Below are 26,710 nucleotides of genomic sequence, written 5' to 3'. Positions count from 1 at the left end.
ACTATTAAATTGTTTTAGCTAAATCCATCGGCACAAACAAAAACGGCTGCAAAAGCAGCCGTTTTATCTTAGTCGGTTTGGTAAATTATAAAAACTTACCTAATGCAGCTACTTGGTCTAGCATGCGGTTTGAAAAACCCCATTCGTTGTCATACCAAGCCATTACTTTAACTAGCTTACCATCAACCTTTGTTTGTGTTGCATCAAATACTGATGATGCAGGGTTGTGGTTAAAATCAATTGATACAAGCGGCGCTTCGTTGTACTCAAGTACTTCTGCCATTGCACCTTCTGCTGCTGCTTTAACAGCTGCGTTTACTTCTTCCGCTGTAGTGTCGCGCTTAGCAATAAACGTTAAATCAACGAGTGATACGTTAATTGTTGGTACGCGCACCGCCATACCGTCTAATTTACCTGCTAATTCTGGTAATACTAAACCTACTGCTTTAGCTGCGCCCGTTTTTGTTGGGATCATGCTTTGTGTTGCACTACGTGCACGGTATAAGTCGCTGTGGTAAACATCTGATAGATTTTGGTCGTTAGTGTATGCATGGATAGTTGTCATGCTACCTTGCTCAATACCAATTGTATCGTTAAGCGCTTTAGCAACTGGCGCTAAACAGTTTGTTGTACATGATGCATTTGAAATAATAATGCTGTCAGCATTTAGTACATCAGAGTTAACACCGTGAACAACCGTTGCATCCATATCTGTACCAGGTGCAGAAACGATTACACGTTTTGCGCCTGCTTCAATGTGTTTCGCCGCTGCATCACGAGATGTGAATAGACCTGTACACTCTAAAACGATATCAACCGCTAAGTCAGCCCACGGTAGGTTTGCTGGGTCACGCTCTTGCACAAGTGCAATTTCATCGTTATCAATGATAAGTGTGTTTTCAGCAAGTGTTACTTTTTTGCCAAAAATGCCGTGTACTGAATCGTACTGAGTTAAATGTGCATTTACGTTTGCTGGTGCTAAATCGTTAATTGCTACAATTTTAATTTCTTGCTCGCGATTTGATTCATAAAGCGCACGTAAAACGTTGCGTCCAATACGGCCATAACCGTTAATTGCTACTCTGATCATCTTATTCACCCTTGTTCACTTTACTTGCTTGGCGCGCTAACTCTTCAATTGCTTGCCAGTCTTTATTTGCGATTAATTCTTTATCTAACATCCAAGTACCACCTACACATACCACATTTGGTAGTGCTAAATAGTTTGGCGCACTGGCAAGGCTTACACCGCCAGTTGGGCAAAACTTAACTTGTGGTAATGGACCAAAAATTGATTTAAGCATTGGTACGCCGCCAGCAGCTTCAGCTGGGAAAAACTTTAAGAACTTAAAGCCTTTTGCTGCAAGTTGCATTACTTCGCTAGGCGTAGCTGCACCAGGTAAAAATGGTACATCTGTCTCACTTGCAAGTGCTAACAGTTCATCGTTAACACCTGGGCTCACCATAAAATCAGCGCCCGCTTCGATTGATGCGTTAAATGTTGCTTTATCAATTACAGTGCCAGTACCTACGTATGCATCTGGCAGTGCTTGTTTAATTTGTTTAATTGCTTCAACTGCAACAGGTGTACGCAGTGTGATTTCAAGTGCACGTAAACCACCGTTATAAAGAGCAGTTGCTAAAGGTACTGCGTCTTCTAGGTCATTAATTACAACAACAGGGACAACCGGTGCTGCTTGAAGAATTTTTTCAATACTCATTTTTACTTCCTGTTAGTGGTTTGTATTTGGATAAATAAGACCAAATGCACTTGCACCTAAATCAGCGCTTGATACTGTTTGACGAATGCCTTCAAATAATTCGCGGCCAGTACCATAGGTTTGCACCTGCTCGCTAATTTCAAGTTCACGCTTTGCCAGCTCTTCGTCCGAAACATGCACTTTTAATACACCTTTTGGAGCATCAAGTGTCACCACATCGCCTTCACGGATTTTGGCAATAAAGCCACCTTCTACCGCTTCTGGTGCAAGGTGAATTGCAGCTGGTACTTTTCCTGAAGCACCCGACATACGACCATCAGTTACAATTGCGACTTTAAAGCCTTTGTCTTGCAGCGTTGCCATAATTGGCGTTAGCTTGTGTAGCTCTGGCATGCCTTTCGCTTTCGGGCCTTGCTCTTTAATCACCGCAATAAAATCGGTTTCCAACTCGCCGCGAGCAAACGCATCTTGTAATCCAGCTTGCGAGTTAAATACTTTTGCAGGCGCAGTTACAACTTGGTGTTGCTCTTGTACCGCAGACACTTTAATAACTGCATGACCTAAGTTACCCGTTAGCAACTGTAAGCCGCCTTGTGGGTTAAATGGATTCTCAATTGGACGAAGTACATCTTCATCGTGCGAATTTTCAGGGCAATCTTGCCATTTTACTTTCGCTGCAATTTGGTTGTTAGTTGCAATAACAGAGGTATCAATCACAGGCTCTTTGGTGTAATCGTTTAGGCTGTTACCAACAATAGTTTTCACGTCTTCGTGTAAGAAGCCACCTTTTAGCAGTTCTTTCACTAAGAACGGTAAACCACCTGCTGCATGGAAGTGGTTAACATCGGCAGAACCGTTCGGGTAAACACGCGCAAGTAGTGGCACTACTTCTGAAATATCAGACATGTCTTTCCACGTAATTTCTACGCCAGCTGCTTTTGCCATTGCCACTAAGTGAATCGCATGGTTCGTTGAACCACCTGTTGCAAGTAAGCCCACTAAACCATTTACAATGGTTTTTTCACTTACAATCTCGCCAATTGGGTTTGCATCTTTCGTGCTAATTAATTGGTTAAGCATAAGTTCAACCGCATTAACCGTTAAACCATCACGTAATTCAGTATATGGATTTACAAATGAGCTACCAGGTAAGTGTAAGCCCATAATTTCCATCAACATTTGGTTTGAGTTTGCCGTACCATAGAAAGTACAGGTACCCGCACTGTGGTAAGACGCGCTTTCCGCTGCAAGTAACTCTTCGCGGCCAACTAAGCCTTGTGCGAACTTTTGGCGAATACGTGCTTTTTCTTTATTTGGAATACCTGATGGCATTGGGCCTGCAGGTAAGAAGAAAATCGGTAAATGACCGAAAGATAATGAACCGATTACAAGCCCTGGGACAATTTTGTCACACAGGCCAAGGCAGAAAACGCCGTCAAAAACATCGTGCGACAGTGAAACAGCCGTAGACATTGCAATCACATCACGGGAAAAAAGTGAAAGCTCCATGCCGTCACGGCCTTGCGTTACACCATCACACATAGCTGGTACACCACCGGCAACTTGTGCAGTGGCATTAAATTTGGTTGCAACCTTTTTAATTAAATCTGGGTATTCTTTGTAAGGCACATGCGCTGAAAGCATGTCGTTGTATGAATTGATAATACCGAGGTTAGGTTGTTCGTCTTTAGTTAGTAGTGCTTTTTCTGAACTTGAACATGCAGCCATTACGTGAGCAAGGTTGCCACAACCTAAACCAGCGCGTACACGCTCTTTAGATTTAGCTGCGTCCATACGGGCAATATAGGCTTGGCGTGTTGATTTGCTGCGTTCAATAATTCGATTGGTAACTTCTTGGATTCTTGGGTGTAGCATTTTCGCACTCATTCATAAAGATTTAGGGAAAAAGGCTCAGTACTTAAATTAGAGACTCCTACTAGTCTAAGTACCGAGCGTCTTTGTCTACCCGTTCAAAGGTCCGATATCGAGTGTCTCTCACAACCACTCTATGACACCGGTGTCACATTATTAAAACCGATACATGACACCGGTGTCAACATTAATTTTAGCGCTTTTCCTGAAATTTGCTCATTTTTGATCATTGATCTTGAATTTTTATTAGCAAAACGCCTTGAAGTGACAATTGAATGACAAAAACGAAATAATTTATAAGAAATGGAAATAAAAAACGCAGCCAACTTAGCTGCGTTTTATAATAAATGAGTGAGGTAGATTAATGACTAAATTGGGCTGTTGATTGCCTTTCAATTAATTTACCCGCAAAAATCTCTACCATGTTCTCAATTTCTGTGGCATTAATGCTGTCAATAAGCAATGTCACAGCTCTAAACGTCATGTCTTCTACCGGTTGTGCAATGGTTGTTAGCCCAGGCCAAATATGACGTGCAATAGGTGCATTATCAAAACCAACTATCGATAGCTCGTCTGGTACTTTTAAAGACATTTGTGATGCGACTTTTAATACCGCTGCAGCCATGTAATCATTTGATGCAAACACAGCACTTGGGCGAGCAGCCGATTCAAGAATTTTACGTGCACTGTCTTCACCTGAGTGATAACTGAAGTTACCTTCTGCAACAAATTCTGTTTTAAGTGCAATGCCCTCTTCACCCAACGCTTTTACATAGCCGTCAAAACGGGCTTCTGTGGCACTGTGATCTGGGTGACCTTTGATAAACGCAATTTCTTTGTGACCAAGCGATAATAACAACTTGGTAATATCGTAAGCCGCTTGCGTGTCGTTACTTTTAATAGAGATTGACTCATCATCAAGTGTTACTGGTGCAACACGTGCATAGGGGACATTACGAAATTTAAGATAGTCTACGAGCTCTTTGTTATCAGAAAATGGCGGAGTCAGTACAAGGCCATCTAAGCGCGAGGTGCTGATCAAGGTTTCAATATTATCAATCAGCGGCTCACCACGTAATTCACACGGGTGGATCAGTAAGTTGTAGTTGCGTTCTTGGCAAGCTTCTAGTGCGCCCGACTGTACGCGAGTTATATAACTTTTTGATGGATTGTCGTATAAACAGCCAATAATAAAACTTCGATTATGTGCAAGGCCACGTGCAATGGGGTTAGGACGATAATTTAGCTCTTTAAATGCCTGTTGTACTTTTTCACGCGTAGCATCAGACACATTGGGCTCATTATTTAGCACCCGTGATACCGTTTTTTTCGATACCCCGGCATGCTTAGCCACACTGTTTATCGTCACTTTTTCCATATAGTTCTCTAGTTATTAATTCGCTTCCAAACTGGCAGCAGCGCCAAGTAATGGGATGTTGTCTTGGGTAATTAAAATGACTGGAATATCTTCCACGATATGTTGCATTTTTCCTTTTGCAACAAATCGTTGGGCAAATTCACTGGCCAGTAGCTTATCTTGAAAACGCGGTAAAATACCACCACCTATATAAACACCACCTGTGGCATTAAAGGTCAGGCTTAAATCCCCTGCTACTGCACCAATCCAGTCACAAAATTGGGTTAATGTTTTTACACAAATGTCATCGTCATTTGCAAGTGCAAGTTGGGTAATGGTTGGGGCATCATACTCTTTGGCATTGGTATTATGCACTTTTGCCATTGCACGATATAGGTTTTCAATGCCTTGACCTGAAAACACATGCTCAATTGATACATGGTCAAAGTCTTCGCTCAGCGCCGCAATTAAGTCGCGTTCTAGCGCATTACAAGCCGCTAAACTGATGTGCCCTGCTTCACAGCTGAGAACAACATTACCCTTTTCACCTTTCACAAAGGCTGCAGCACCAAAACCTGTACCTGGACCAATTACCGCGATATTACCATCGCTATGTGCAGAACCTTGTTTTACAACTAAGTTGTCATCGTTATTAATGTATGGCGCGGCTTCTGCAAACGCAGCAAAGTCATTAATGACTTTAAACTCTTCAAAACCAAAGGCGTTTTTAATGTCGTTAACATTAAATTGCCAACCTAAATTAGTTAAAAAGACGGTATCTTCCTTTCGTGGCCCTGCCACCGCAAAACACGCTTTTTTTGGCACGGCATCTAACGTGGTAACATAAGCAGCTAATACATCAGCAAAACTATCAAATTCTAAACTCGACAGTTTTTTAATGTGGTCAAATGTAATCTGTTTGGTTTCTTTATCAAATGCGCTCACCAAAGCGAAACGGGCATTTGTACCACCAACATCTGCAACTAAAATAGGCTCAAACATATAAAATCTCTCAATTGAATTGGCTAAGTTTTTTAAGTGCAGAATGTGCAACTCGTTAGCGGTTTATTTGTGCCCTGCTACAGACATCAAAATAAATTGGCAACAAACCCAATTGACTCCGGTTAGTTTGCTAATTATGACACCGGTGTCAGATTAAATTCAATATCTGTATACATAAAGTTAGTTTTTTTATCAAATTTATGGCTAAAATACCTGCTAATTACGCATTTATATTTAAAAAGGTGTTGAGTTGAGCAAATCAAAAGCGACGTCGTTCGATATCGCACACTATGCAGGTGTATCACAATCGACCGTGTCTCGCGCATTACGCAACAGCCCACTGGTAAATGAAGAAACCAAAAAGAAAGTGTTCGAAATTGCCAAAAAGCTCAATTACAAAGTGGATAAAAACGCCAGTAATTTACGCACCCAGCAAAGTAATACCATTGCCCTTTTGCTCTTTGAAGACCCAACGAGTGACGAGTCACATATCAATCCTTTCTTTTTATCTATGCTTGGTTCAATTACGCGTGCATGCGCTAATCAAGGCTACGATCTACTGGTCTCATTCCAACAAATGGATCAAGATTGGCAAGCACAATACGAAGATAGTCATCGCGCAGACGGCCTCATTTTACTTGGTTACGGCGATTACATTGATTATCAAGCACGTTTAGCCACCTTACTGCAAAACAATACTAAGTTTGTTTGCTGGGGTGCAAATGTGGATTCGCGCCCAGAATTATCAATTTCATGCGACAATTATTACGGCGGTGAACAGGTAGCTGAGTTTTTAGTTGCTAAAAAACGCACGCAATGCGCATTTATTGGTGATGCTTCCGAGCACAGTCCTGAATTTTTTGCTCGCTTTAATGGTTTTAAAGACACCTTACAAAAACATGGATTAAATGTTGATGCGCGCCAAATTATCAATGCCATTTCAACCGATGAGTCTGGCTATAACGCAACCAAAACATTGCTTAGCTTAAAGCGTCCTATCAATGCGATATTCGCTGCGAGCGATTTAATTGCAATTGGTGCAATTCGTGCTATAAAAGAAGCAGGTTTAAACGTACCTGAAGATATCAGTGTAATTGGCTTTGATGATATTCCTATTGCAAGCTTTACAGAGCCTGCACTGACTACCGTAAACCAGAGTACCTCTGTTGCTGGTGAAATGTTAGTAGCAAACTTATTAGCACAATTAAAAGATGAGCCGCCAGTTCAAACGCAGCTCAAACCCACTTTAGTTATCAGGCATTCAGCATAAAAAAGGCGCTTAACGCGCCTTTTTTAATTTAGTTTTTCTTTCACTACTGGGTAGTAATCCCAAACTTGCTTATCTGACATTGAGCGTAGTAGCTTAATGTACTCCGCATGTGTCCATGCAAGAGGTGTTGCAGAGTTCGTGCCTTCACCAAATGTATAGTTGTGAGGGTTAACGCCTACACCATCCCATACTTGCTCTGGCAACATTAAGCCTTCGTTGGCAAATTGTTCCATGCCCTTCACATAGGTTTGCACTAAATTAGCCTGCTGTGCTTTATCAAAACCGCCAAACTGAGCGAGTTTTGCGATTTCGTAATGACCGCGCTCACCTGTAAAGAATGGCCAAACACGGCCTCGTTGACCAGGTGTGTTTTTGCCACCTTCTGCGTAATTTGTGCCTGTTACTTCATCTTCACCGTAGCCATCATTACCGTAACGGCGCCAACCTGGGAACTCGCCCTCTACACCTTCAAAGGTAAAATTATATTTAACTTTTAGATTTTCAGGTAAGTTATCTGCATCATATTCATCAAGCGTATCAATAATATGCTTATCATCAGCAGGCCTTACACCATAACGCACAAGTTCTAAAAACCCGCCATCCAAAATGCTTTGTTTAACCAAACCTTTACGACCATTGTTATCACCAAGAATAGTGGCTGAGTTTGCATCGTCATCTTGGCTGATACGTACATAATGCTGGCCATTCGATGCATCACTCGGTAGCGTACTTTTATTGGTATACATGCGTGATTCAACTTTGGCGTCGTAATCTTTTGCTACATTTAAGTACTTGGTGGCCAAGACATTATCGCCTGCCAGCTTTGCAATTTCACTTGCAGTAATAAGACCGGCAATCACCGCAGCTGTTGTTGATGGCGAATGCCCAGCTTGCTCTTCCCAACGTTCTTGCTGAGTAAATGGCGGTTTAATTTCAGTGTCATTCCAAAGGATTTTAGCAAGGCCACCTTCCACTAAAAAATCGGCCGCAGGTTTAAGCATTTTGTTAAACCAGTGAACAAGTTCTTCTTTGGTTAATACATCAGCAAGGTAAAGCTTCCAGCCAAGCATAATTGGCATAGCAGTTTGGTCTAACTGCACGCCTACCCACTCTAGTTCACCATCTACATGGGTCTTTTGTAAAAACCAACCTGTATCGCCTTGGTTACCCGGTGTTTTATCGGTTACTTGTACTTTTTCTAGGTATTCAAATGCGGTTTTAGCGGTTGCAGTATCACCCATAGCTAAGAATGCCATTGCTACTTGATAAAAGTCGCGTACCCAAACAGCTTTGTATCCGGTATGCCCTTCAATTGCAGGTACGGTATCACCCCAAGGGTTTGACAGTGATGCGATCAATCCGCCTGCATGCGTTTTATCTTCTTGCGCTTTTAACACTAAGGCACTGGCATACGCTAAGCGACCATTATCAGCAGATTGTGAGCTCAAAGTTTCAAGGTCAAGCGATGCTAAGTAACTCTGCCAGTCTCTACCAAATTCAGTTAGTAACGCTTGGTAGCCTTTTTGTTGGCTTGATGTTGCTGCTGCAATACTTTCATCCAAGGTTTTACCAAATGAAAGTGTTAAATCAAATTCTGCTTTGCTTGATGTACTGCCAAGTAATGCATCTAGCGACACATTTCCAGTTTTATCACCGGTTGTTGAATAACTGGTAAACGTTTCGCCCGATTTCATTTGTGATATCAGATCAGATGTACCAAAAAAACCCACACTTGCCTTTTCAAATGCGGTTTTACTTGAAAGCGTAAGATAGTTGTCGCCATCAACCGCAACGAGTTTACCATCTTTCACCATGGCTTTATCACCTACACCGTTATTATTTACATACGGATTAGCATGAACATAAAGTGACAGTGGTTCGCCTTTAAGTGACTCTAATGCCACTTTTACAAATAACGTTTGGTTGTTGCTATCTGTGAAAATATGCTTTTCAATTTTAAAGCGCCCTTGCTTGTCTGTATTTGTTAGCTTGTAAGCAAGTGATAACGGTCTGCCAAGTTCATCTTTTTGTAGATAATCAATTTGCCAGTTGGTGTCGTCTAGCTCTGTTGCAACAAAGTTATTACCTTTCACTACAAATTGCATTTCTTTCAACTGTGCTTGGTGAATCAAACCAAACATGGTTTCAGTTATAATGCCTTGCGCTAGTGAAAACCACACTTTTGACACGGCACCTGTTGCCGCTTTATCGCTGTAGCTGCCATCTAAGTATGCTTCGTAGCTGGTACCAATGCCTGTTTTACCTGAATAAGCCCAATATGGTTTGCTACCAGGCGCACCAGGCGCCATTGCATTATTTTGTACTGCACTTTCTGTGTTGCTTGTAGTTACGTCAGCGCCACAGCCTGAAATTGCCAGTGCCACAGCACTTGCTAGAAATGATTGTTTAACAAATTTAGTTTTAAACATGGTTAATTTTTCACTTGTTGTCATTTACTTGTTATAGGTCACACGCGTTACAGCAATTGCTGCAATCAAATACGAAATACCACCGAGAGTGAGGGCATAAATTGCCTCGCCATTAAACACATAACGTACAAGCGAACCTAAAATAGTGGCCGCAAGCATTTGTGGAATAACGATGAAAAAATTAAAAATCCCCATATACACGCCCATTTTATTGCTCGGCAAGGCATTACTTAGCATGGCATATGGCAGCGATAAAACAGATGCCCAAACAAAGCCGATAGCTATCATGGCATAAATTAGATGTTCGCTATTCGAGATAAAGGCAAAACTCAGCATGCCGCCTGCGCCAAGCAATAAGTTGATCATATGGCTCACTTTTAAGCCAAGTTTTTTCACCATTAGTGGAATAACAACTGCAGCAATAACCGAAAAGCCGTTATAAGCAGCAAATAAAACCCCTACCCAATCAGCGCCGTCGTTATACGCTTTCGTCGCAACATCGCTGCTACCAAAATGAAAACTAGTTACCGCAGGTGTGGTATAAATCCACATAGCAAAAAGCGCAAACCAGCTAAAAAACTGCACAACGGCCAATTGTTTCATGGTTTTTGGCATACACATCATGTCAGACATAACTGTGTAAAAGCCGTTATCTGTCTTGCCTTTAGATTGCATGTTGTTTGAAAGTAAAAATAGCCCACCAAATACGCTCAGTGCGCCGCCTAAGAAAACGATGTCTTTACCAAGTGATAACACATAAACAGCTGCTAAAACGACAAAACCTAAGCCTAATAACGCAGCACCAATGCGTGCAAACGGCACATGCCCTTGATTTGAGTAAGCCAGCGTTACTTCTGGATCTTCATACTTCGCCAGCTCTTCGGGGCTATATTCTTTGGTAGAAACAATGGTCCAAAGCACCGCAACTAGTAATACCACAGCGCCAAAATAGAATGAGAAAGTCACTGACTCAGGAATTACCCCAGCGTCTGCCGTGTTACTAATGCCAAACCAATTGGTCATCATCCAAGGCAATGCAGATGCAACAACAGCACCCACACCAATGAAAAAGCTTTGCATGGCATATCCCATACCGCGCTGTTTTTTTGGTAAATTATCGCCCACTAAGGCGCGAAACGGCTCCATAGTAACATTGATAGCAGCGTCCATAATCCACAGCATACCCGCAGCAATCCATAAGGTTGGGGAGTTTGGCATAATGCAAAGTGCTATCGAGGTTAGTAATGCACCATAGAGGAAAAACGGTCTGCGACGGCCTAACTTACCCCAAGTGCGATCGCTAAAATAACCTACAATCGGCTGTACGATTAAACCTGTCAGCGGCGCGGCAATCCACAAAATAGGGATATCATCAATGTTCGCACCTAAGGTTTGGAAAATGCGGCTCACATTGGCACTTTGTAAAGCAAAGCCAAATTGAATGCCCATAAAGCCAAAACACATATTCCATATTTGCCAAAACGACAGTGTTGGTTTGTCTTGCACGGTTGTTGTCATAAAGTTACTCCACAGCCACTACAACTGCACCTTGAGGTGCGAGCGTGAATTGCGTGTTTTTGTTATTAATTTGAATTTGGTTATCGCCTGCAAACTTCAATAAATTTTGCTGCTTTACTTGATATGGCAGCGAGAATGTTTGAGGCTTATCTGCAAAATTTGCAAGCACTAATAAGGTTTGGTTATTTGTATGGCGTTTAAAACCAATAACCTTGTCTTTTACAGCACCTAATTGTTGCGTGATATCTATAAGCTCACCCCATTTGATGGCATCTTGTTTTGCAAGGTTTAATAGTGAGACATAAAAACTGCGCAGTTCTTTTTGTGTTTTTGATAACAACGCGCCATCAAATTTGCCATTATTCATCCATTTTTGATGCTCAGGTACCCCAACATAATCAAAAATACTGGTGCGTGTTGCTCTGCCAAACCCTGCGTTTTCTGCACCAGGCTCACCCACTTCTTGACCAAAATAAATAAGCGTAGGTGACGTACTGATTAAATGTGACACCACCATAGCCGGTTTGCCTTTATTCATATCACCAACAAAATCAGGGCTGGCAATACGCTGCTCGTCATGGTTTTCTAAAAAGTTAAGCATATGCGGGGCAATGTCTTTCACTTCATTATGCACAGGTATTAATGTGGTAGCTGACTGTTTACCCTGCATAATCCATTTTAAGGTGTCATAAAAACCCACTTTGTCGTAAAGGTAATCCATTTTGCCTAACTCAATATAATCACGATAAAGCTTAGGGTTATATACTTCAGCAATTAATGTGGCCTCTGGGTTTTTAGTTTTAATATGCGCATTTAAATAGCTCCAAAACTCTACTGGTACCATTTCGGCCATATCATAGCGAAAGCCATCCACGCCTTTATCTAACCAATAAAAAGCGATATCGCGCATTTTTTGCCAACTGCTTGGCAATTCTTTGTCTTGCCAAAACGTCACAACATCCTGGTAGTTTTTAGCGGCATATTCACTTGGTAATTTTGCAAAATCGTGGCTGCCATCGGGTTTTACGCCATAATTTACTTTTACGGTTTCGTACCAATCATTAAAATCGGGTTCTGCTTCGCGCGAGCCATTACCTGTCCATTTCGCAGGGTTTTCGTCGAACTTGCCATCGACTAAAGGGTGCGCATCACCACCTAAAGGTGAATATTCTTCAGGGAACTTAGGCAGTGAAAACGCTTTTCCAGGAATATAGTAAAAATCATTAAACTTAGAATAGCTCACGCTGGTATCGTCTTTCTCTCCAAGACCTATAACACCTTTAGGTTTGGAAATAGACTGGTAGCGACGTGCAACATGATTTGGCACAATATCTATAATCACTTTAAGGCCAGCTGCATGGCTGCGCTCAATAAGTGCTTCAAATTCTTCGATTCGCTTCGCGGGGTTATTTGCCAAATCTGGGTTTACTGAATAGTAATCCTTAATGGCATAAGGAGAACCCGCGCGACCTTTAATCACATCGGGGTCGTCTAAGCTAATGCCAAATTCAGTGTAATCGTCAGCCATTGCATGATGCAGCACACCTGTGTACCAAATGTGGCTAACGCCCATGCCTTTAATTTCATTAAGTGCTTTTGGTGTAAAGTCATCAAATTTACCAACACCGTTCTCTGCTTTACTACCCCAGGGTTTATTGGTGGTATTTGTATTACCGAACAAACGTGTAAATACCTGATAGACCACAGGCTTTTGCTCTGCGTTTTTTTCTTCAACTAGTTTTGATTGGGCACTGCCATTATGCGACACCATTAAAAGTGCAAACAAGGCATACATCTTCTTTTTCATTTAATTACCAAATCGTTTTAAAAATTCGTTATGGGACGGTAGTTGTTCGCTGGTATGGCGCATCAATACTTTTAAATTAGCCAGCATTTCGGTTAATTGCTGATCGGTCAGATTATCTGCCAATGGGTGATATTGTTTTGGCGTAGCACCTTGTCCTAGCATCACTTGCTGCCACGCAATTTCACTAAAAAGCTCATCGTCTTGTCTAAAAAACAAGGCATTTTCAATAAACAACTGCATTTTATGAGCAAGGCTTGGGGGAATTTCCATATGTTTACATTGGCGCCAAAATGCACTGTCTTCGCGTTTCGTTAATTTGTAATGCAGAATAATAAAATCACGAATGCGCTCAAATTCAATTTGGCTTTGACGATTGTATTCGGTCACCACTTCATCAGTTATGCCCATCAGCGGGAAATGTTTCAGTAAACGAGTAGCTGCCGTCTGGATGAGGTGAATACTAGTAGATTCAAGTGGCTCTAAAAAGCCGCTTGAAAGCCCTATCGCTACCACATTTTTATGCCATTGCTTTAAACGGCGCCCTGTGCGAAAGCGAATAAGCTTTGGCTCTGCAAGTGCTTTACCCGGCAAATTATTAAGTAATAACGCTTTGGCATTGTCATCTGAAAGGTGTTTACTCGCATAGACTAAGCCATTACCAATGCGATTAGTAAGTGGAATTTGCCATTGCCACCCAGCAGAGTGGGCAACTGAGCGTGTATAGGGTTTTATTTCATTTTCACCATGTTCACATGGCACAGCCAGAGCACTGTCGCATGGCAACCAATGGCTCCAATCTTCAAAGCCAACATTCAAGGTTTTGTCTAGCAATAAACCATGTAAACCTGAGCAATCGATAAAAAAATCGCCATTAATATGTTGCTGATTATCTAGCAGTAGCTCAGTAACAAAACCGTTTGTGACATCCGTTTTAACCTCAATTACTGTTCCTTCAATGCGCTTAACGCCAAGCTTTTCTGCATGACCTCGTAAGAACTTCGCATACAGGTTGGCATCAAAGTGGTAAGCGTAAGTAATACCGGGTAATTGAGTATTGGGGATAGCCGCTAATTTATTAAAGCGATTACGTTTTGCGGCTTGGTAGTTTATTGAGTAATCCCAAAAACAGCTGTCATCACCTAGTTTTTTTGCTTTTAGCCAGTAATTTAAGAAATTACAAAATGGAAAGTCTTTACCAAAACCACCAAAAGCATGCATATAGCTTTCGTCTTGTTGCCCCCAGTTTTCAAACTGAATACCCAACTTAATGGTAGCGTTAGTGGCTTTGATAAAGTCTTTTTCGTCAACACCAATTGCGGCATTAAACGGAATAATTGGCGGAATAGTTGCTTCGCCCACACCAATGGTGGCGATTTGTTCAGATTCTACAAGTGAGATGTTTATTTGCTTGCCGAGAACCTTTGCTAACAGGCTCGCAGTAAGCCATCCTGCCGTTCCCCCACCAACAATGACCACATTTTTGATTTGTTTTGTCATAGCAACCTCACATAAAAACAAAGCCCTTTTCAGGGCTTTTTTATTTTTATCAAACCATTAGAACTGGTAGTTCACACCTAACAAGTATGTGCGACCGTAGTCTTGGTAATCACGTACTTGCAGTGCATTGTCACCTGATAATGACACAAATGGCTCTTCAGTGATGTTTTGCACTTGGAAAGTCACTGTCATGCCCTCTAAGCTCTTTAAGCCGCTTTCAGAGAAATCATAACCAATTTGCGCATCCCAAATTGTTTCACCAAGGATATCAACTTGTTGTGAGTCGAAACCACGGCCGTATACATCACCTTTAAAGTCATCACGCTTACGCATGCTAGCACGCGCTTGGAAACCAAAGTTTTCATAGTAGAACGTTAGGTTTTGAATACTCTTCGATAGACCTGGAATTTCATAATCGTTGCCATCTTGATCAACCATGTCAGAACTATTTACAGTGTGACTTGCAATAACACCAAAGCCATCAAGTACATCTGCAAAGTAATTAAATGGTAATGTTACTGAGAATTCAGCACCCTTAACTGTGCCGTCACCACCGTTTACTTTACCGTTACCTGTACCGTCTGGATTAGCTGGAATTGCACCTGTTGATGGGTCTGCAACACCTGTCATATCAATATAGTAGCTACCGTCGAAGATCCAATCTTTTAGGTCTTTGTGATATAGCGCAACTGAGAAGTAACCTTCAGGGCTAAAGTAGTTTTCGTAGCTTAAGTCAAAGTTAATTGCTTGGTACGGTTCAAGTGACGGGTTACCACCACTAACTACCCAGTTACTGCCGTTTACATCTGGCTGTTGATTGTACGTTGCATTTACAGACGCGTTCATTTCGTCCATACGTGCACGTGAAATCGTTTTAGCTGCACCAAAGCGAAGTGACTGTTGCTCATCAATCGCAAGTGATAAGTTCAGGCTTGGTAACACATGTGAGTAATCGTGCTCAATGTGCGTAGGCGACGTAATAACCTTGCCATCTTGCGTATTAAATGCGCTGCCTTGTGATTCTTGCTTAGTATTCACATAGCGCACACCTACATTACCAGTTAACGGCATGCCAGCAACTTCAGCATCTACATTAGCTTTAACAAATGCGCTAGTAAGCTGCTCTTTTACCGTCCACGATTTAGTTGCGTGACTCGGATCCGTAAGGCTTTCACCAAGTAAGTCAAAATAACCGTCTTCAACCATGGCACGTGAATTAAATGCAATCATGTCGCCCATACCGATGAAATCTAGGTTTGCTGTACCTAGGCGGTATTCTTCTGGCACCATCATCATGCCTGGGTTATCAAGCGAGAAACTTGAAACTGTTAAGAAGTAACCCTCAGAACGCTTCGTCTTTTCACGATCGCTGTAAGAAAGACCAAATTCAAATGAACTTACATAGTCATTCTCAACAACTTTAGTCGCAGCAAGTTTTAGTGCGTTTAACTCATCGTCAACTTCTGGTGTATTTAAGAAACCATCTTGTAGTTGGTTTTCATATTCTGTGCCTACAACACCGTATTTTTCGTTAAGCGCTGAGCTCCAACCCCAAGAAAGTGGACCACCGATTTGAATAAGGTTGTAATCGCTGTAATCCAGACCGTGCGTAAATGTTGCGCCCGCATTACCTGCATTTAATGTATAACCTAAGTTATCTGCAACACCGCGCGAATCACCACGACCGGTACCTGCATAACTTTCCATACTCCAAATACGGCGCTCAACGCTTGAATGGCTTGCATCAAATTCAAGTGACCATGAGTCATTTAAATCATATTCAACGTTAAAGCCAAATGACGTTAGCTCTGCGCTACGATCTTCGTAGTCGTTACGTACAACAACGCGTTGACCTTCAGTAATCGCTGACGTTACAAAACCTGTTTCAGCGTCAACAACAGCAGTATCAGGGCTGATTGAGCCTTGACCCCAAGCAAATGGAATTTCGATACCACGTAGAATTTTTTCATCAACAAAATCAACATATAGCGTATCGAATACCATGCGAATATTATCGCTTGGTACATATTCAATTACCGCCATTACTGAGTCACGCTCAAGTGTTGATGAACGTACAAATGGTTTTGCACCACCTAGTACAGAGTATGTTTGACCATCTTCACCAGTAAATTCTGGGTAACCCCATGAATTCCATCGCTTTTCTTGGTTTGGAGAAGACATTGTATTAAATGCAACTGCAACACCTAAGGTGTTATCTGCAAATTGGTCAATATATGAAAGCGTGCCACGGAAACCGTTGTCGTCTGCATCTGGGTTTAATTTATCAAAACCAGTTTGTTCGTACATCGCGTTAACTTTAACAACACGCTCATCCATTGAAAGTGGTTTGATTGTTTGTAAGTCAATAACACCCGCTAAACCAGACGCTTCTAAGTCTGCACTTGGTGTTTTATATACTTTTACCGCACTCATAATTTCAGACGGGTATAAGTCTAATTCTGCACCACGGTTATCAGTGATTGATACTTGCTCACGGCCATTGAATGTTGTACCAACATGATCTTCACCAAAACCACGAATAGTCACTCGGCTTGCGCGACCATCTAAGCGCTGTGCAGCAAGGCCTGGTAAACGTGCAATTGATTCAGCAATTGATGAATCTGGTAATTTACCAATGTCTTCTGCAGAAACTGATTCTACAACTTCTGGAGAAAAACGTTTGGTGTTAATCGCTTTCACTAAACTTGCACGAAAGCCCTTAACTTCAATAACTTCAACTTCTTTTTCTTGTTCTTTGTCGTTACTTGCGTTCTCTGCTGCATAAACAGTTGCTGATGAAACACCCGCGGCGATCATCGCAAGAGTAAGCATGCTTGGTTTAAAAATAGACATAAATTTCTGTTCCCGTTTGACTATTACTAGTGCAAATCATGGTGCGAAATACCATCACTATTAACATTACGTTTAGTCACAATATTTGTAGCAGTTGCACCAAATGAGTTCGCGTTTGTTGCCGACGGTGATAGTAACGCTATAAATTTAGCAACCACAACAAAATGCATACGTATTCAAATTTATGCAAAGACGCAAATAGTTACAATTTTTTTACATTTAATATTTGTTATTTATTGATATATATAGGATTTTATTTTTTGAAACCCATGAAAAATAAAACTTAAACAAAATGACATAAATTGATCACAAAGTTTAACCAAAACTGTGCAACCACCTTAAAATTTAACATTCTATGCACCTTTAAAGTGCAAATGACTTTAAATTATAAATTGGTAAGACCAATATCAACCCTAATTCTAAAGGAGCATCGTTAACTTTGCACCAATTGGTAATGTCGTGTGACCAATCAGCCTAATTAAAAATAACATTCAACATAAAACTATTTTCAATGCATACGTATGTAGGCTTTTTACTCGCAACTAAAAGATGACGTAAGCTGAACGCTATTCGCTTGAATAAACAGCTGCGAATACACGATTAAATAAATTAAAACGAATAGCATCAATTAGTAACGAGAACACGATGTCGAATTTAACAGCGCAATTACATTGGTGGAAAGGTGCGGTAATTTACCAAATCTATCCACGCAGTTTCCAAGACACTACCAATAATGGTGTGGGTGATTTAAAAGGAATTATAAAGCGACTTGATTATATTAAGGCTCTCGGTGTAGATGCTGTTTGGATATCGCCGTTTTTTAAATCACCGATGAAAGACTTTGGTTACGACATTAGTGACTACCGTGATATCGATCCCCTATTTGGCTCGCTTGCTGATTTTGATGAGCTAATTGAACAAGCGCATCAGCGAGACATTAAAATTGTGATTGATCAGGTATTAAGTCATACCTCTGATCAACATCCATGGTTTATTGAAAGCCGTGAAGATCAAACCAATGATAAAGCAGATTGGTATGTTTGGGCCGATGCAAATGAAGACGGTTCGCCACCAAACAATTGGCTATCGATTTTCGGTGGCTGTGCATGGCAATGGGAACCTCGTCGTTGCCAGTACTATTTACATAACTTTTTAACGCAACAACCGGATTTAAACTTCCATAACGAAGACGTGCGTAAAGCGGTTTTAGATAATGTTGAATTTTGGCTTGCGCGCGGTGTAGATGGCTTCCGTTTAGATGCGATTAACTTCTGTTACCACGACAAAGAACTACGTGATAATCCAGCAAAACCAAAGCATTTAAGGCAAGGCCGTGGTTTTAGTGAAGATAATCCGTATGCCTTCCAGTACCACTATTTTAATAATACGCAGCCTGAAAACTTAGCGTTTATGCAAGCTATTCGCAGCCTAATGGATAAATACCCTGGCGCTGTGACTTTGGGCGAAATTTCTTCTGAAGATTCGCTTGCAACCATGAGCGAATACACATCAGGTGGTGACAAATTGCATATGGGCTATAGCTTTGAGTTGCTAACCAAAGATTACAGTCCAAGTTATATCCGAAATACAGTCGAGACTCTTGAATCGCAAATGACCGAAGGCTGGCCATGCTGGGCATTTAGCAACCACGATGTTGAACGTGTTGCCTCTCGCTGGAGTAAGGACGGTGTTGTAAACACAGAGCAAGTTAAAATGCTACATGCGCTGCTTGCAACACTTCGTGGCAGTGTGTGTATGTATCAAGGTGAAGAGCTTGGTTTAGGTGAAGCTGAAATTAGTTTTGAGCAATTACAAGACCCTTACGGTATTACCTTCTGGCCAAACTTTAAAGGTCGTGATGGCTGTCGTACTCCACTGCCTTGGGAAAATGAAAGTGCGTTTGGCGGATTTTCACAGAGTGAAACATGGTTACCTGTTGTTGAAGCGCATAAAGCCATTGCAATAAATAAACAGTTGGCTGATAACAACTCTCCGCTTATTCATTGTCAGCAGTTTTTAGCTTGGCGTAAAGAGGTTGACGTATTGCTCTATGGTGATATTACCTTTACGCAAAGCGATGAATCTATTCTTGCTTTTGAGCGTAGTTATAACGGTAAGACACTTTGTTGCTACTTTAATTTAAGTGCTGAAAGTCAACCGCTTACACTGACAGGCAAGGTACTTAAGGCAAATCATTTCGATAACGCAACATTAAATAGCTTTGGTTATGTGATTGCAGAGCGCTAAGAAAAGTTACTAACGCAGGGTAAATGAAATTACCATTTTAATAAATTGAAAGATTTACGTATTGTTCTTCCCATGTGAACGTGAGGCTAACCCATCTGGGTTAGCCTTTTTTTTATGGGTTGAGTACAAACTCGTTTTTACGAATAAACAACACATCACCACTTTGATATTGGCCATCCAGCACATCAACAATATGTTTGCTAAACTCGCTGCATGTCATGATATTGTTGTTAGGAATATTAAATTTATCTCTAAATTTGGTTTCAATTGCACCAGGTGCCATGCAGATCACCTCAAAGCCATCATTTGCCATGCTTTTGCTCAAAGTAATAACACCTGCTTTTGAGCTACAATACGATGACCAATCTTTATAGGCATTGAACCCAGCTGTCGATGCAATATTAATAATCAGTGTGTTTTGATTATTTTTCAGCGCGTATTTACTTACTAAATACGTACCAATCAAATTCACTGAAATGTCTTGTATCCACTCAGCAGAGTCTGACTCAAGTAATCGATTGGGGTGAATGCAGCCAGCATTATTAATTACGACATCAAACTGTTTACCTTCGAAATAGTTTGCAACATCAGAGTCTTGCGTTACATCTAACTGTTTTCGCGAAACTAAGGTAATATCAAAAACATCCCTAAACTCATTGGCAAAGCTTTGCGCCCAATCGCCTCCACCACCAGTGATTAAAATTGATTTTTTAGACGATATCTGGGTTTTCATGTTTATCTGACTTATCTATTAAGTTTCTATACTGATCGTAAATACGTTCTTTTAAGTTTGAGCTACTTACACCTGCACCGTATGGGAAATAAAATACTTTTACACCGAGATCGCGAAGGTAATCATATTTACCACGCCAATCATCTCCCACAACAAAAATATCGATATTCAGATCTTTAATGCGCTGCGTATGCTCTAACGAGCGCTGTGGAATAACTACATCAGGATATTTTAGTGCTTCAACAATCGCAATACGCTCTTCAAACGGAACAGCAGGTGGATTTTTATAACTGCACACAAGCTCGTCAGTGCTCACCCCAACAATTAAGGTTTCGCCAAGTCCTCTACCATACTCAATCATTTTCAAATGATTGCGGTGAAACAAATCAAATGTGCCTGATACGTAAACAATTTTACTCATAATATATTCTTTCTAATTGGTTCTAATGTGAGATTAAATAATCACAAATACGCTCTGCCGATTTACCGTCAAGCTTACCTACATATTCATCACATATTTGTTTTCTTACTGATTGCTTTATTTGCGGTTTTTTGACCGCATGGGCCACTACCTCACTGAGTGCCTGATAATTAGCAGCTCTATCACATAATTCATGAAAAACCGCGATACTTTCATCAATACGTTTTTTAAAACGGAAGGAGAAAATCCCCCGATAACCCCATCGTAATTTATAGAAGTCACACCAGATAACAGGTTTATCAAGCGCTGCAAATTCAAAGATAGCAGACGATGCATCCGAAAGCATTACATCTGAAATGGCCATAAATTCTAGCAAGTTATATTCATCAACACCTGCCAAATAGACATTATCGTTAGCTGCCCAAGATTCTAGTATGGCTTTTTGTTTAGTGTAACGAGGCTTAGTGAGCGAAAAAAAATGTGGCTTTAAAATAATATTGTAATTGGCAAAATCATCAGGGAATGATTTGGCAAATAACTCAATTGAACTTGGATAAAACGTTGGTGCATAAAGGATAGTTGGTTTATTTTCATCTAATCCAAGAGCGCTTAACGAAATTTTAAGTGAAGTGCGATTAATCGCAGGATCTAGCTTGGCATAACCGCTGTCTACAAAATTTCCGCTTGGAAACATAGCTTGAAGATTACCGAGGCGCTTTTCACCTTCAACAAAACGTACTGTTGTTGGATTTTTGGAAACATCATAGTAACAACTTTTTGGGCCAACACCGTGCTGCATCAGTACTGTTTTGCTAACTTCGTGCAGTTGCTCTAAATCAGATACAGCATTCCCAAAGACAATCCAATCAGCTTTGTGAGCTAAGTAATGGGTTAACGCTTCTTGCCAATTTTGCACAATTTTAAGTGACAATTTGGTCTCTTGAAGAGCCTTTTCAACAATGCGGTTTAAATCTTCATCATCTGTTTTGTAACCGATTAACTCAATATCGGTATCGTGTTGTTTTAACACATCGATTACCGGTAAATATTGTGGTAAATAATAGAGATGCTGAATATCGAAAATAACCTTCATTGCGCTGCCTAAATCATGTATGTGACACTTTTATGATCTCACAAAAACTTAATATCAGGCAAAAGCTTTTTAGCTGAATTTCCAGTATTTAAGTTTTTTTCTTAATTTAAAATTGCGCAGTAAATTTAGCGGTTTGTTTTTTTCTGTAGTAAGTTTACCTTGTAGCACTTGTTCAACCGCTTCAAGTACACGTGCACTTGATTGGCCATCTCGGTAAGGGTGCAACTGCTCAATGTAATCGCTTACGCTGGTTTGTAAACTGATTGGATACTGAAGCGCAAATGCCAGTTTTTCTTCAAGTAATTCAGGCTCTGTAAAATTCACCATATAAGGTTGTGGCTCGATGTTATTGAAGGTCACTACTGGTTTATTTTGTACCAAAAACATTTGAATAACCGATGATGTATCGCACAGCATAACATCTGCCTGTGTTAATAAAGGCAATACATTGTCGGTTTCAACAAAGGTTAAGTGTTCACTTTCGAGGGATTTATATTGGTCAACAATCTGCTTAGGCATTTTGGGGTGAAACTGCACAAGCCAACGCCACCTACCCGTTGCACTCAGATTTTTAACTTGCTCAAACAAATGAGGCGCACAGGTTAAATTACGTGAAAAGGTTGAGCACATAAGTACCGTTTTCTTATCACTTTTAATATTTAAGCTTTGATTTTCGCTTTCTACTGATTTGAAAAGTGGATCCAGTGTCGGCCAGCCGGTTTCAACTACATTAAAATAACCATGCTGTTTCGCTAACTTTTCAAACGTTTCTGTGGTGTTAGGACCTTGTGTGCAATAAAGATCAAAACACTGGCGAATATTAAAATGGTCGTTCTGACCACGGCGATTAATTTTCCCGGCATTAAAACCATGAAATACAGCAACTTTAACCCCAGGAAAAAATCGAGGAACGGTATTACCCGGCACAAAAACCGCATCGGGTTGAAATGCTTTTACCTCATCAACTGTATGAAGTTGCAATTCATCTTCTTTTAGATAACTCGCATTTACTTCATTACCCCATAAAAACCACGCTGCAGTATCGCCACGGCGTAAAATTTCCTGTTGTAATGGTCTTAAAATAGCATAGCTATAGTTTTGAGAAATAAAAAAGAGGTACTTACGCATACACGTTCCATTGATTTAAAGGCGCATTAAGCGCCTTGAATTATAATACTGCGAATTTAACCACAAAAAGGATTGATAATATCCATACACTTATACTGACTTCATTACCGCGATTACACATTACTTTCACCGCAGTGTAAGCAATAAAACCCAATGCAATACCATGTGCGATTGAGAACGTTAATGGCGTCATTAATAATACAACTGCAACAGGTACAGCTTCTGTCATATCATCCCAATCTACTAGTTTTAAGTTTTGTAACATCAGTACGGCAACATACAAAATAGCACCCGCCGTTGCGTAAGCCGGAACCATAGCTGCAAGTGGTGCAAAAAACAGCATTAGTAAAAAGCAAATACCAACAACCACAGCGGTTAAACCTGTTTTACCACCAACAGAAACACCTGCCACCGACTCAATATACGATGTTGTTGTTGATGTACCTAACGTTGCACCAGCAATCGTTGCACAACTATCTGCACTAAGCGCTCTACCCATACGCGGAATGTTGCCCTTTTCGTCAGAAAATCCTGCTTTTTGTGAAACAGCAACTAAGGTGCCTGACGTATCAAATAAATCGACGAATAAAAACGCAAAAATAACGCTTAACATGGACAGCTCAAGCGCACTTGCAAAGTCGAGTTCCATCCAAGTTGGTGCAAGTGAAGGTGGCATAGATACAATGCCATTATATTCAACTAGACCAAGTGATAATGCGATTGCAGTTACACCTAAAATACTGAATAACACGCCGCTTTTAATATCACGGTACAAAAGCGCTGCAATAAAGAAGAAACTAATAATCGCAAGTAAAGGACCAGCTTGGGTAATATCACCTAATTGCACTAATGTCGCTGGACTTGCCACAATAATGCCTGAATTTTTAAGGGCAATTAACGCTAAAAATGCACCAATACCTGTGGCAATTGCACGTTTTAATACTAATGGGATCGCATTGATTATCCACTCTCTTACTTTAAATAAACTTAATAGTAAAAAGATAATTCCTGAGAAAAACACGGCTGCCAATGCACTTTGCCAACTATAACCCATACCAAGTACAACACCGTAGGTGAAAAAGGCATTTAAGCCCATACCAGGTGCAAGTGCGATTGGGTAATTTGCCCAAAAGCCCATAATAAAACAACCAATCGCAGCTGCTAAACAGGTAGCAACAAATGCCGCACCTTGATCGATTCCCGCTTCTGCAAGCATTGCAGGGTTAACGAATACTATGTAGACCATAGTGACAAATGTGGTGATACCAGCTATCACCTCACGCTTAACCGAACTGCCCTGTTGGTTTATTTTAAAAAGTTGTTCAAACATGATTACGTTACTGTGTCTTAAGGGGGTTGTGATCATACCAGTGACACACAAAAAATTAAATTTTTAAGTCATTGTGAATCGAAATTAAGTGAAAAAATCAAAAGCTTCTAAACTTACTTTAAGTTCACTTTATTTGGGGCATCATGGAAAACACGAATCAACACATAGAAATAGACGCGTTAACAATCGCTGAAGTTGAACAACTTATTCTCTCTACGTTACTTGCAATAAAAAAAGAGCTTAATGAAAAACACGCCAAGGCTGACGCAAAAGACAGCGAACGACTATTTGCCACTTCGGTATCGATGTCAAAAGCACGTAATGATGTCGGTGCAGCAAAATATATGCGATTTGCCGCTATGCAAGGCCATGTCAAAGCGCAATTTTATTTAGGCATGATGTTCGCAAAAGGTTCGGGGCTGCCACAAAGTGTTTACCATGCATATACCTGGTTATGTTTAGCTGAAAGCCAAGGCTCAATTGAAGCTGTCGAGGCGATAGGCAAACTTCAGCCTCTTTTACAGGCAAAACAAATTACAGATGCCAAAAAGCAAGCTGCTGATTTATATGAACTTATCCATGACAATATCTTTAACAATGAAAAAATTGTGTAAAAAATAGCAAAAAACGCTTGAAACAGATTACTGTATAAACTACTGTATGAATAATTCCACTGTATATTTAAACAGGTATCGTTATGTTACAAGCTCAGCACCTTTCAACACAGCAAACGTTAGAAATAAGTGAAATCGCGTCAGACAAACTGAAAGTAATAAATGTGCAAGATGATATTCAAGAGACACTTGCTCTCATTGAGATTTTGCAAAAACATACCTGTGAAAACAAATGGACTTTGCTGTTAGCACCAGATGCAGTACCAAGCAAATCATTATTAGAAAGCCTATCGATTGATCACAGTAAACTTTTAATTATTCGTAAGCGTCATTTAATTAACATTGAATATGTTGTTAACTCAGCACTTAAAAACGGAAATTTTGGTGCAGTTGTGTCGTGGACAAATATGTTAGATGAAGTGACATTAAGTTCGCTTGCGGCAAACCAATCTCACTTTAATGGCTATTTTTATCATTTTGCTGCAAGTAAAGGTATGACGACTAAACCTACACTTTGCTAAAATACCTTTTTAACTTAACGAAACGAAACTATGTGTTATTGCGGAAATTCTATTGCATTTGAGATGTGTTGCTTACCGATTATTAAAGGTGAAACAAAAGCTGAAAATGCTGAACAACTTATGCGTTCTCGCTACAGTGCATATTGCATAAATAACAGTGACTATATTCATAACACCTATGCAAGTTCTAAACAGGCAGAAAATACTGTGCGTGATATTGCTGCATTTGCCGAACTAGCAAACTTTATTGGTCTCACTGTTTATAATTTTGAAGAAGTTGATAACACTGCAACAGTGCATTTTAAAGCTGACTATTTGTGTGATGGTTATTATTGTCAATTAGAAGAAACTTCAAACTTTATAGTGGAAGACAATCAATGGCGTTACTTAGATGGCACTATTACAGAGCACGCTGAGGAAAAAGTTGGTAGAAATGACCCATGCCCATGCGGTAGTGAAAAAAAATACAAAAAGTGCCACGCTTAATAATTAATACACAACCGTTTTAATTAGTGGGTTCACACAAATAAAAAAGGCGATAACTATTATCGCCTTTTTTGTGTTTTAAATTGTGTGTTTTAGAGTGATTCAACCGTTATTAATGCTTTGCTTATTATTAAGCCTAAGCAACGGAAGCAAAATCGTAGTTTTGACTTTTTTCAATACTGCTATAAAAGCCGTCAATATCCATTTTTTTATTTGTTAAAGCCACATTCTTGGCTGCAATTAATTTTTTTTGTGTTGCAGGTGGGCAGTTGTCGATAACAACCGGAGAAATGTATTTTGTATCATTTTTGCAAGTGAATGGTTCTGGATTCAAGCATTCGTTAAGATGAATAGCATTTATGCCTTGCTCGATTAGTAACTGACAGTTTTGTTGACCTATCAACCCATTAAATGGCTCAACAGCCAATGGCTTTTTCGGGCCAGCTCCTTGCTTTGCAAACTCAAGTAATGGATCACTGAGTAATTCTTTTTCACTTTGCGGAAGATTAAACTGTGAAAATTCGGTTGCATCATGACTAAGCATGGCAAGTAAAAATGCAAAATCACTTTGACGATCCGTAGCAACACTTTTGCAGAGTTGTTCTCCAAGTTGCGCTTCATGTGTGATGATCTGTTCAATTTGCATTTTTAATAATCAATTTGTTCAATAACAAAGCTGTTATCGACAAAAATATAAAAAACTTTAGCTTTAACCTTTACTTAATTTTTTAGTTTGTTAATATTCGCCTCGTTCTCGTGGAGGGGTTCCCGAGCGGCCAAAGGGATCAGACTGTAAATCTGACGGCATTGC

The 26,710-nt window shown here is 40.3% G+C and carries 21 protein-coding genes; 5 read left to right on the top strand and 16 right to left on the bottom strand.

Features of this window, described 5'->3' with window-relative positions; all coding sequences use genetic code 11:
• Positions 1–85: 85 nt before the first annotated feature.
• The 5 genes from gap to glk all read right to left on the bottom strand — a co-directional run bounded on the left by gap (position 86) and on the right by glk (position 5,952).
• The gene (gap, locus tag ON073_RS01230) at positions 86–1,090 is read right to left on the bottom strand and encodes a type I glyceraldehyde-3-phosphate dehydrogenase (protein ID WP_274760042.1); all 1,005 of its coding nucleotides are present in this window, start codon (positions 1,088–1,090) and stop codon (positions 86–88) included.
• 1 nt (position 1,091) lies between these two features.
• Positions 1,092–1,721 (bottom strand): bifunctional 4-hydroxy-2-oxoglutarate aldolase/2-dehydro-3-deoxy-phosphogluconate aldolase, encoded by a 630-nt coding sequence (locus ON073_RS01225; protein ID WP_274760041.1) that lies wholly within the window; start codon positions 1,719–1,721, stop codon positions 1,092–1,094.
• Between the two features lie 12 nt (positions 1,722–1,733).
• Complete coding sequence (gene edd / locus ON073_RS01220) at positions 1,734–3,596, bottom strand: phosphogluconate dehydratase (protein ID WP_274760040.1); 1,863 nt, start codon at positions 3,594–3,596, stop codon at positions 1,734–1,736.
• A 358-nt stretch (positions 3,597–3,954) separates the two neighbouring features.
• Entirely contained in the window at positions 3,955–4,971 is a 1,017-nt protein-coding gene (locus tag ON073_RS01215; protein WP_274760039.1) for a LacI family DNA-binding transcriptional regulator, read from the bottom strand.
• 15 nt (positions 4,972–4,986) lie between these two features.
• Positions 4,987–5,952 carry a glucokinase gene (glk, locus tag ON073_RS01210; RefSeq protein WP_274760038.1) on the bottom strand — a complete coding sequence of 322 codons (966 nt, stop codon included), beginning with the start codon at positions 5,950–5,952 and terminating at the stop codon, positions 4,987–4,989.
• A gap of 250 nt (positions 5,953–6,202) precedes the next feature.
• Between glk and ON073_RS01205 the strand changes: the two genes are divergently transcribed.
• Entirely contained in the window at positions 6,203–7,222 is a 1,020-nt protein-coding gene (locus ON073_RS01205; protein ID WP_274760037.1) for a LacI family DNA-binding transcriptional regulator, read from the top strand.
• Positions 7,223–7,245: 23 nt separating this feature from the next.
• On the opposite strand, the gene ON073_RS01200 is transcribed toward ON073_RS01205, so the two are convergent.
• From ON073_RS01200 to ON073_RS01180, 5 genes are read right to left on the bottom strand one after another with little or no spacing between them, the layout of a single operon-like run.
• On the bottom strand, positions 7,246–9,675 hold the full coding sequence (locus ON073_RS01200; RefSeq protein ID WP_274760036.1) for a glycoside hydrolase family 15 protein: 2,430 nt from the start codon (positions 9,673–9,675) through the stop codon (positions 7,246–7,248).
• Positions 9,676–11,169 carry an MFS transporter gene (locus ON073_RS01195; RefSeq protein WP_274760035.1) on the bottom strand — a complete coding sequence of 498 codons (1,494 nt, stop codon included), beginning with the start codon at positions 11,167–11,169 and terminating at the stop codon, positions 9,676–9,678.
• Between the two features lie 4 nt (positions 11,170–11,173).
• Complete coding sequence (locus tag ON073_RS01190) at positions 11,174–12,976, bottom strand: alpha-amylase family glycosyl hydrolase (RefSeq protein WP_446728494.1); 1,803 nt, start codon at positions 12,974–12,976, stop codon at positions 11,174–11,176.
• Complete coding sequence (locus tag ON073_RS01185) at positions 12,977–14,473, bottom strand: tryptophan halogenase family protein (protein ID WP_274760034.1); 1,497 nt, start codon at positions 14,471–14,473, stop codon at positions 12,977–12,979. It lies immediately after the preceding gene.
• Between the two features lie 57 nt (positions 14,474–14,530).
• Positions 14,531–17,326, bottom strand: coding sequence for a TonB-dependent receptor (locus ON073_RS01180; RefSeq protein WP_274760033.1), 2,796 nt, complete (start codon positions 17,324–17,326; stop codon positions 14,531–14,533).
• A 645-nt stretch (positions 17,327–17,971) separates the two neighbouring features.
• Between ON073_RS01180 and ON073_RS01175 the strand changes: the two genes are divergently transcribed.
• Complete coding sequence (locus tag ON073_RS01175; RefSeq protein ID WP_274760032.1) at positions 17,972–19,573, top strand: alpha-glucosidase; 1,602 nt, start codon at positions 17,972–17,974, stop codon at positions 19,571–19,573.
• A 112-nt stretch (positions 19,574–19,685) separates the two neighbouring features.
• Here ON073_RS01175 and ON073_RS01170 read toward each other — a convergent pair whose 3' ends face one another.
• From ON073_RS01170 to ON073_RS01150, 5 genes are all read right to left on the bottom strand, one after another.
• Positions 19,686–20,306, bottom strand: coding sequence for an SDR family oxidoreductase (locus ON073_RS01170; RefSeq protein WP_274760031.1), 621 nt, complete (start codon positions 20,304–20,306; stop codon positions 19,686–19,688).
• The gene (locus ON073_RS01165) at positions 20,284–20,727 is read right to left on the bottom strand and encodes an adenylyltransferase/cytidyltransferase family protein (protein WP_274760030.1); all 444 of its coding nucleotides are present in this window, start codon (positions 20,725–20,727) and stop codon (positions 20,284–20,286) included. The genes ON073_RS01170 and ON073_RS01165 overlap by 23 nt, the downstream gene beginning before the upstream one ends.
• Before the next feature lie 22 nt (positions 20,728–20,749).
• Complete coding sequence (locus ON073_RS01160; RefSeq protein ID WP_274760029.1) at positions 20,750–21,820, bottom strand: CDP-glycerol glycerophosphotransferase family protein; 1,071 nt, start codon at positions 21,818–21,820, stop codon at positions 20,750–20,752.
• A gap of 69 nt (positions 21,821–21,889) precedes the next feature.
• Positions 21,890–22,948, bottom strand: a complete 1,059-nt coding sequence (locus ON073_RS01155; RefSeq protein WP_274760028.1) for a CDP-glycerol glycerophosphotransferase family protein — start codon at positions 22,946–22,948, stop codon at positions 21,890–21,892.
• A gap of 40 nt (positions 22,949–22,988) precedes the next feature.
• A complete protein-coding gene (locus ON073_RS01150; protein ID WP_274760027.1) occupies positions 22,989–24,278 on the bottom strand; it encodes an NCS2 family permease in 1,290 nt (429 codons plus the stop codon).
• Positions 24,279–24,421: 143 nt separating this feature from the next.
• Here ON073_RS01150 and ON073_RS01145 point away from each other — a divergent pair, with 143 nt between their 5' ends.
• From ON073_RS01145 to ON073_RS01135, 3 genes are all read left to right on the top strand, one after another.
• On the top strand, positions 24,422–24,892 hold the full coding sequence (locus tag ON073_RS01145; RefSeq protein ID WP_274760026.1) for a tetratricopeptide repeat protein: 471 nt from the start codon (positions 24,422–24,424) through the stop codon (positions 24,890–24,892).
• 83 nt (positions 24,893–24,975) lie between these two features.
• Positions 24,976–25,413 carry a SulA-like leucine-rich domain-containing protein gene (locus ON073_RS01140; protein WP_274760025.1) on the top strand — a complete coding sequence of 146 codons (438 nt, stop codon included), beginning with the start codon at positions 24,976–24,978 and terminating at the stop codon, positions 25,411–25,413.
• Between the two features lie 63 nt (positions 25,414–25,476).
• The gene (locus tag ON073_RS01135) at positions 25,477–25,899 is read left to right on the top strand and encodes a YchJ family protein (protein ID WP_274760024.1); all 423 of its coding nucleotides are present in this window, start codon (positions 25,477–25,479) and stop codon (positions 25,897–25,899) included.
• A 136-nt stretch (positions 25,900–26,035) separates the two neighbouring features.
• On the opposite strand, the gene ON073_RS01130 is transcribed toward ON073_RS01135, so the two are convergent.
• A complete protein-coding gene (locus tag ON073_RS01130; protein ID WP_274760023.1) occupies positions 26,036–26,545 on the bottom strand; it encodes a VC2046/SO_2500 family protein in 510 nt (169 codons plus the stop codon).
• Positions 26,546–26,710: the final 165 nt, after the last annotated feature.

It is taken from the genome of Pseudoalteromonas sp. G4 (assembly GCF_028875915.1).
Taxonomy (GTDB): Bacteria; Pseudomonadota; Gammaproteobacteria; order Enterobacterales; family Alteromonadaceae; genus Pseudoalteromonas.
This window is presented reverse-complemented; position numbering and strand designations above follow the sequence as displayed.

Coding starts and splice junctions, on each gene's coding strand:
- gap (WP_274760042.1), bottom strand. CDS start 1,090: ATGATCAGAGTAGCAATTAACGGTTATGGCCGTATTGGACGCAACGTT.
- ON073_RS01225 (WP_274760041.1), bottom strand. CDS start 1,721: ATGAGTATTGAAAAAATTCTTCAAGCAGCACCGGTTGTCCCTGTTGTT.
- edd (WP_274760040.1), bottom strand. CDS start 3,596: ATGCTACACCCAAGAATCCAAGAAGTTACCAATCGAATTATTGAACGC.
- ON073_RS01215 (WP_274760039.1), bottom strand. CDS start 4,971: ATGGAAAAAGTGACGATAAACAGTGTGGCTAAGCATGCCGGGGTATCG.
- glk (WP_274760038.1), bottom strand. CDS start 5,952: ATGTTTGAGCCTATTTTAGTTGCAGATGTTGGTGGTACAAATGCCCGT.
- ON073_RS01200 (WP_274760036.1), bottom strand. CDS start 9,675: ATGACAACAAGTGAAAAATTAACCATGTTTAAAACTAAATTTGTTAAA.
- ON073_RS01195 (WP_274760035.1), bottom strand. CDS start 11,169: ATGACAACAACCGTGCAAGACAAACCAACACTGTCGTTTTGGCAAATA.
- ON073_RS01190 (WP_446728494.1), bottom strand. CDS start 12,976: ATGAAAAAGAAGATGTATGCCTTGTTTGCACTTTTAATGGTGTCGCAT.
- ON073_RS01185 (WP_274760034.1), bottom strand. CDS start 14,473: ATGACAAAACAAATCAAAAATGTGGTCATTGTTGGTGGGGGAACGGCA.
- ON073_RS01180 (WP_274760033.1), bottom strand. CDS start 17,326: ATGTCTATTTTTAAACCAAGCATGCTTACTCTTGCGATGATCGCCGCG.
- ON073_RS01175 (WP_274760032.1), top strand. CDS start 17,972: ATGTCGAATTTAACAGCGCAATTACATTGGTGGAAAGGTGCGGTAATT.
- ON073_RS01170 (WP_274760031.1), bottom strand. CDS start 20,306: ATGAAAACCCAGATATCGTCTAAAAAATCAATTTTAATCACTGGTGGT.
- ON073_RS01165 (WP_274760030.1), bottom strand. CDS start 20,727: ATGAGTAAAATTGTTTACGTATCAGGCACATTTGATTTGTTTCACCGC.
- ON073_RS01160 (WP_274760029.1), bottom strand. CDS start 21,820: ATGAAGGTTATTTTCGATATTCAGCATCTCTATTATTTACCACAATAT.
- ON073_RS01155 (WP_274760028.1), bottom strand. CDS start 22,948: ATGCGTAAGTACCTCTTTTTTATTTCTCAAAACTATAGCTATGCTATT.
- ON073_RS01150 (WP_274760027.1), bottom strand. CDS start 24,278: ATGTTTGAACAACTTTTTAAAATAAACCAACAGGGCAGTTCGGTTAAG.
- ON073_RS01145 (WP_274760026.1), top strand. CDS start 24,422: ATGGAAAACACGAATCAACACATAGAAATAGACGCGTTAACAATCGCT.
- ON073_RS01140 (WP_274760025.1), top strand. CDS start 24,976: ATGTTACAAGCTCAGCACCTTTCAACACAGCAAACGTTAGAAATAAGT.
- ON073_RS01135 (WP_274760024.1), top strand. CDS start 25,477: ATGTGTTGCTTACCGATTATTAAAGGTGAAACAAAAGCTGAAAATGCT.
- ON073_RS01130 (WP_274760023.1), bottom strand. CDS start 26,545: ATGCAAATTGAACAGATCATCACACATGAAGCGCAACTTGGAGAACAA.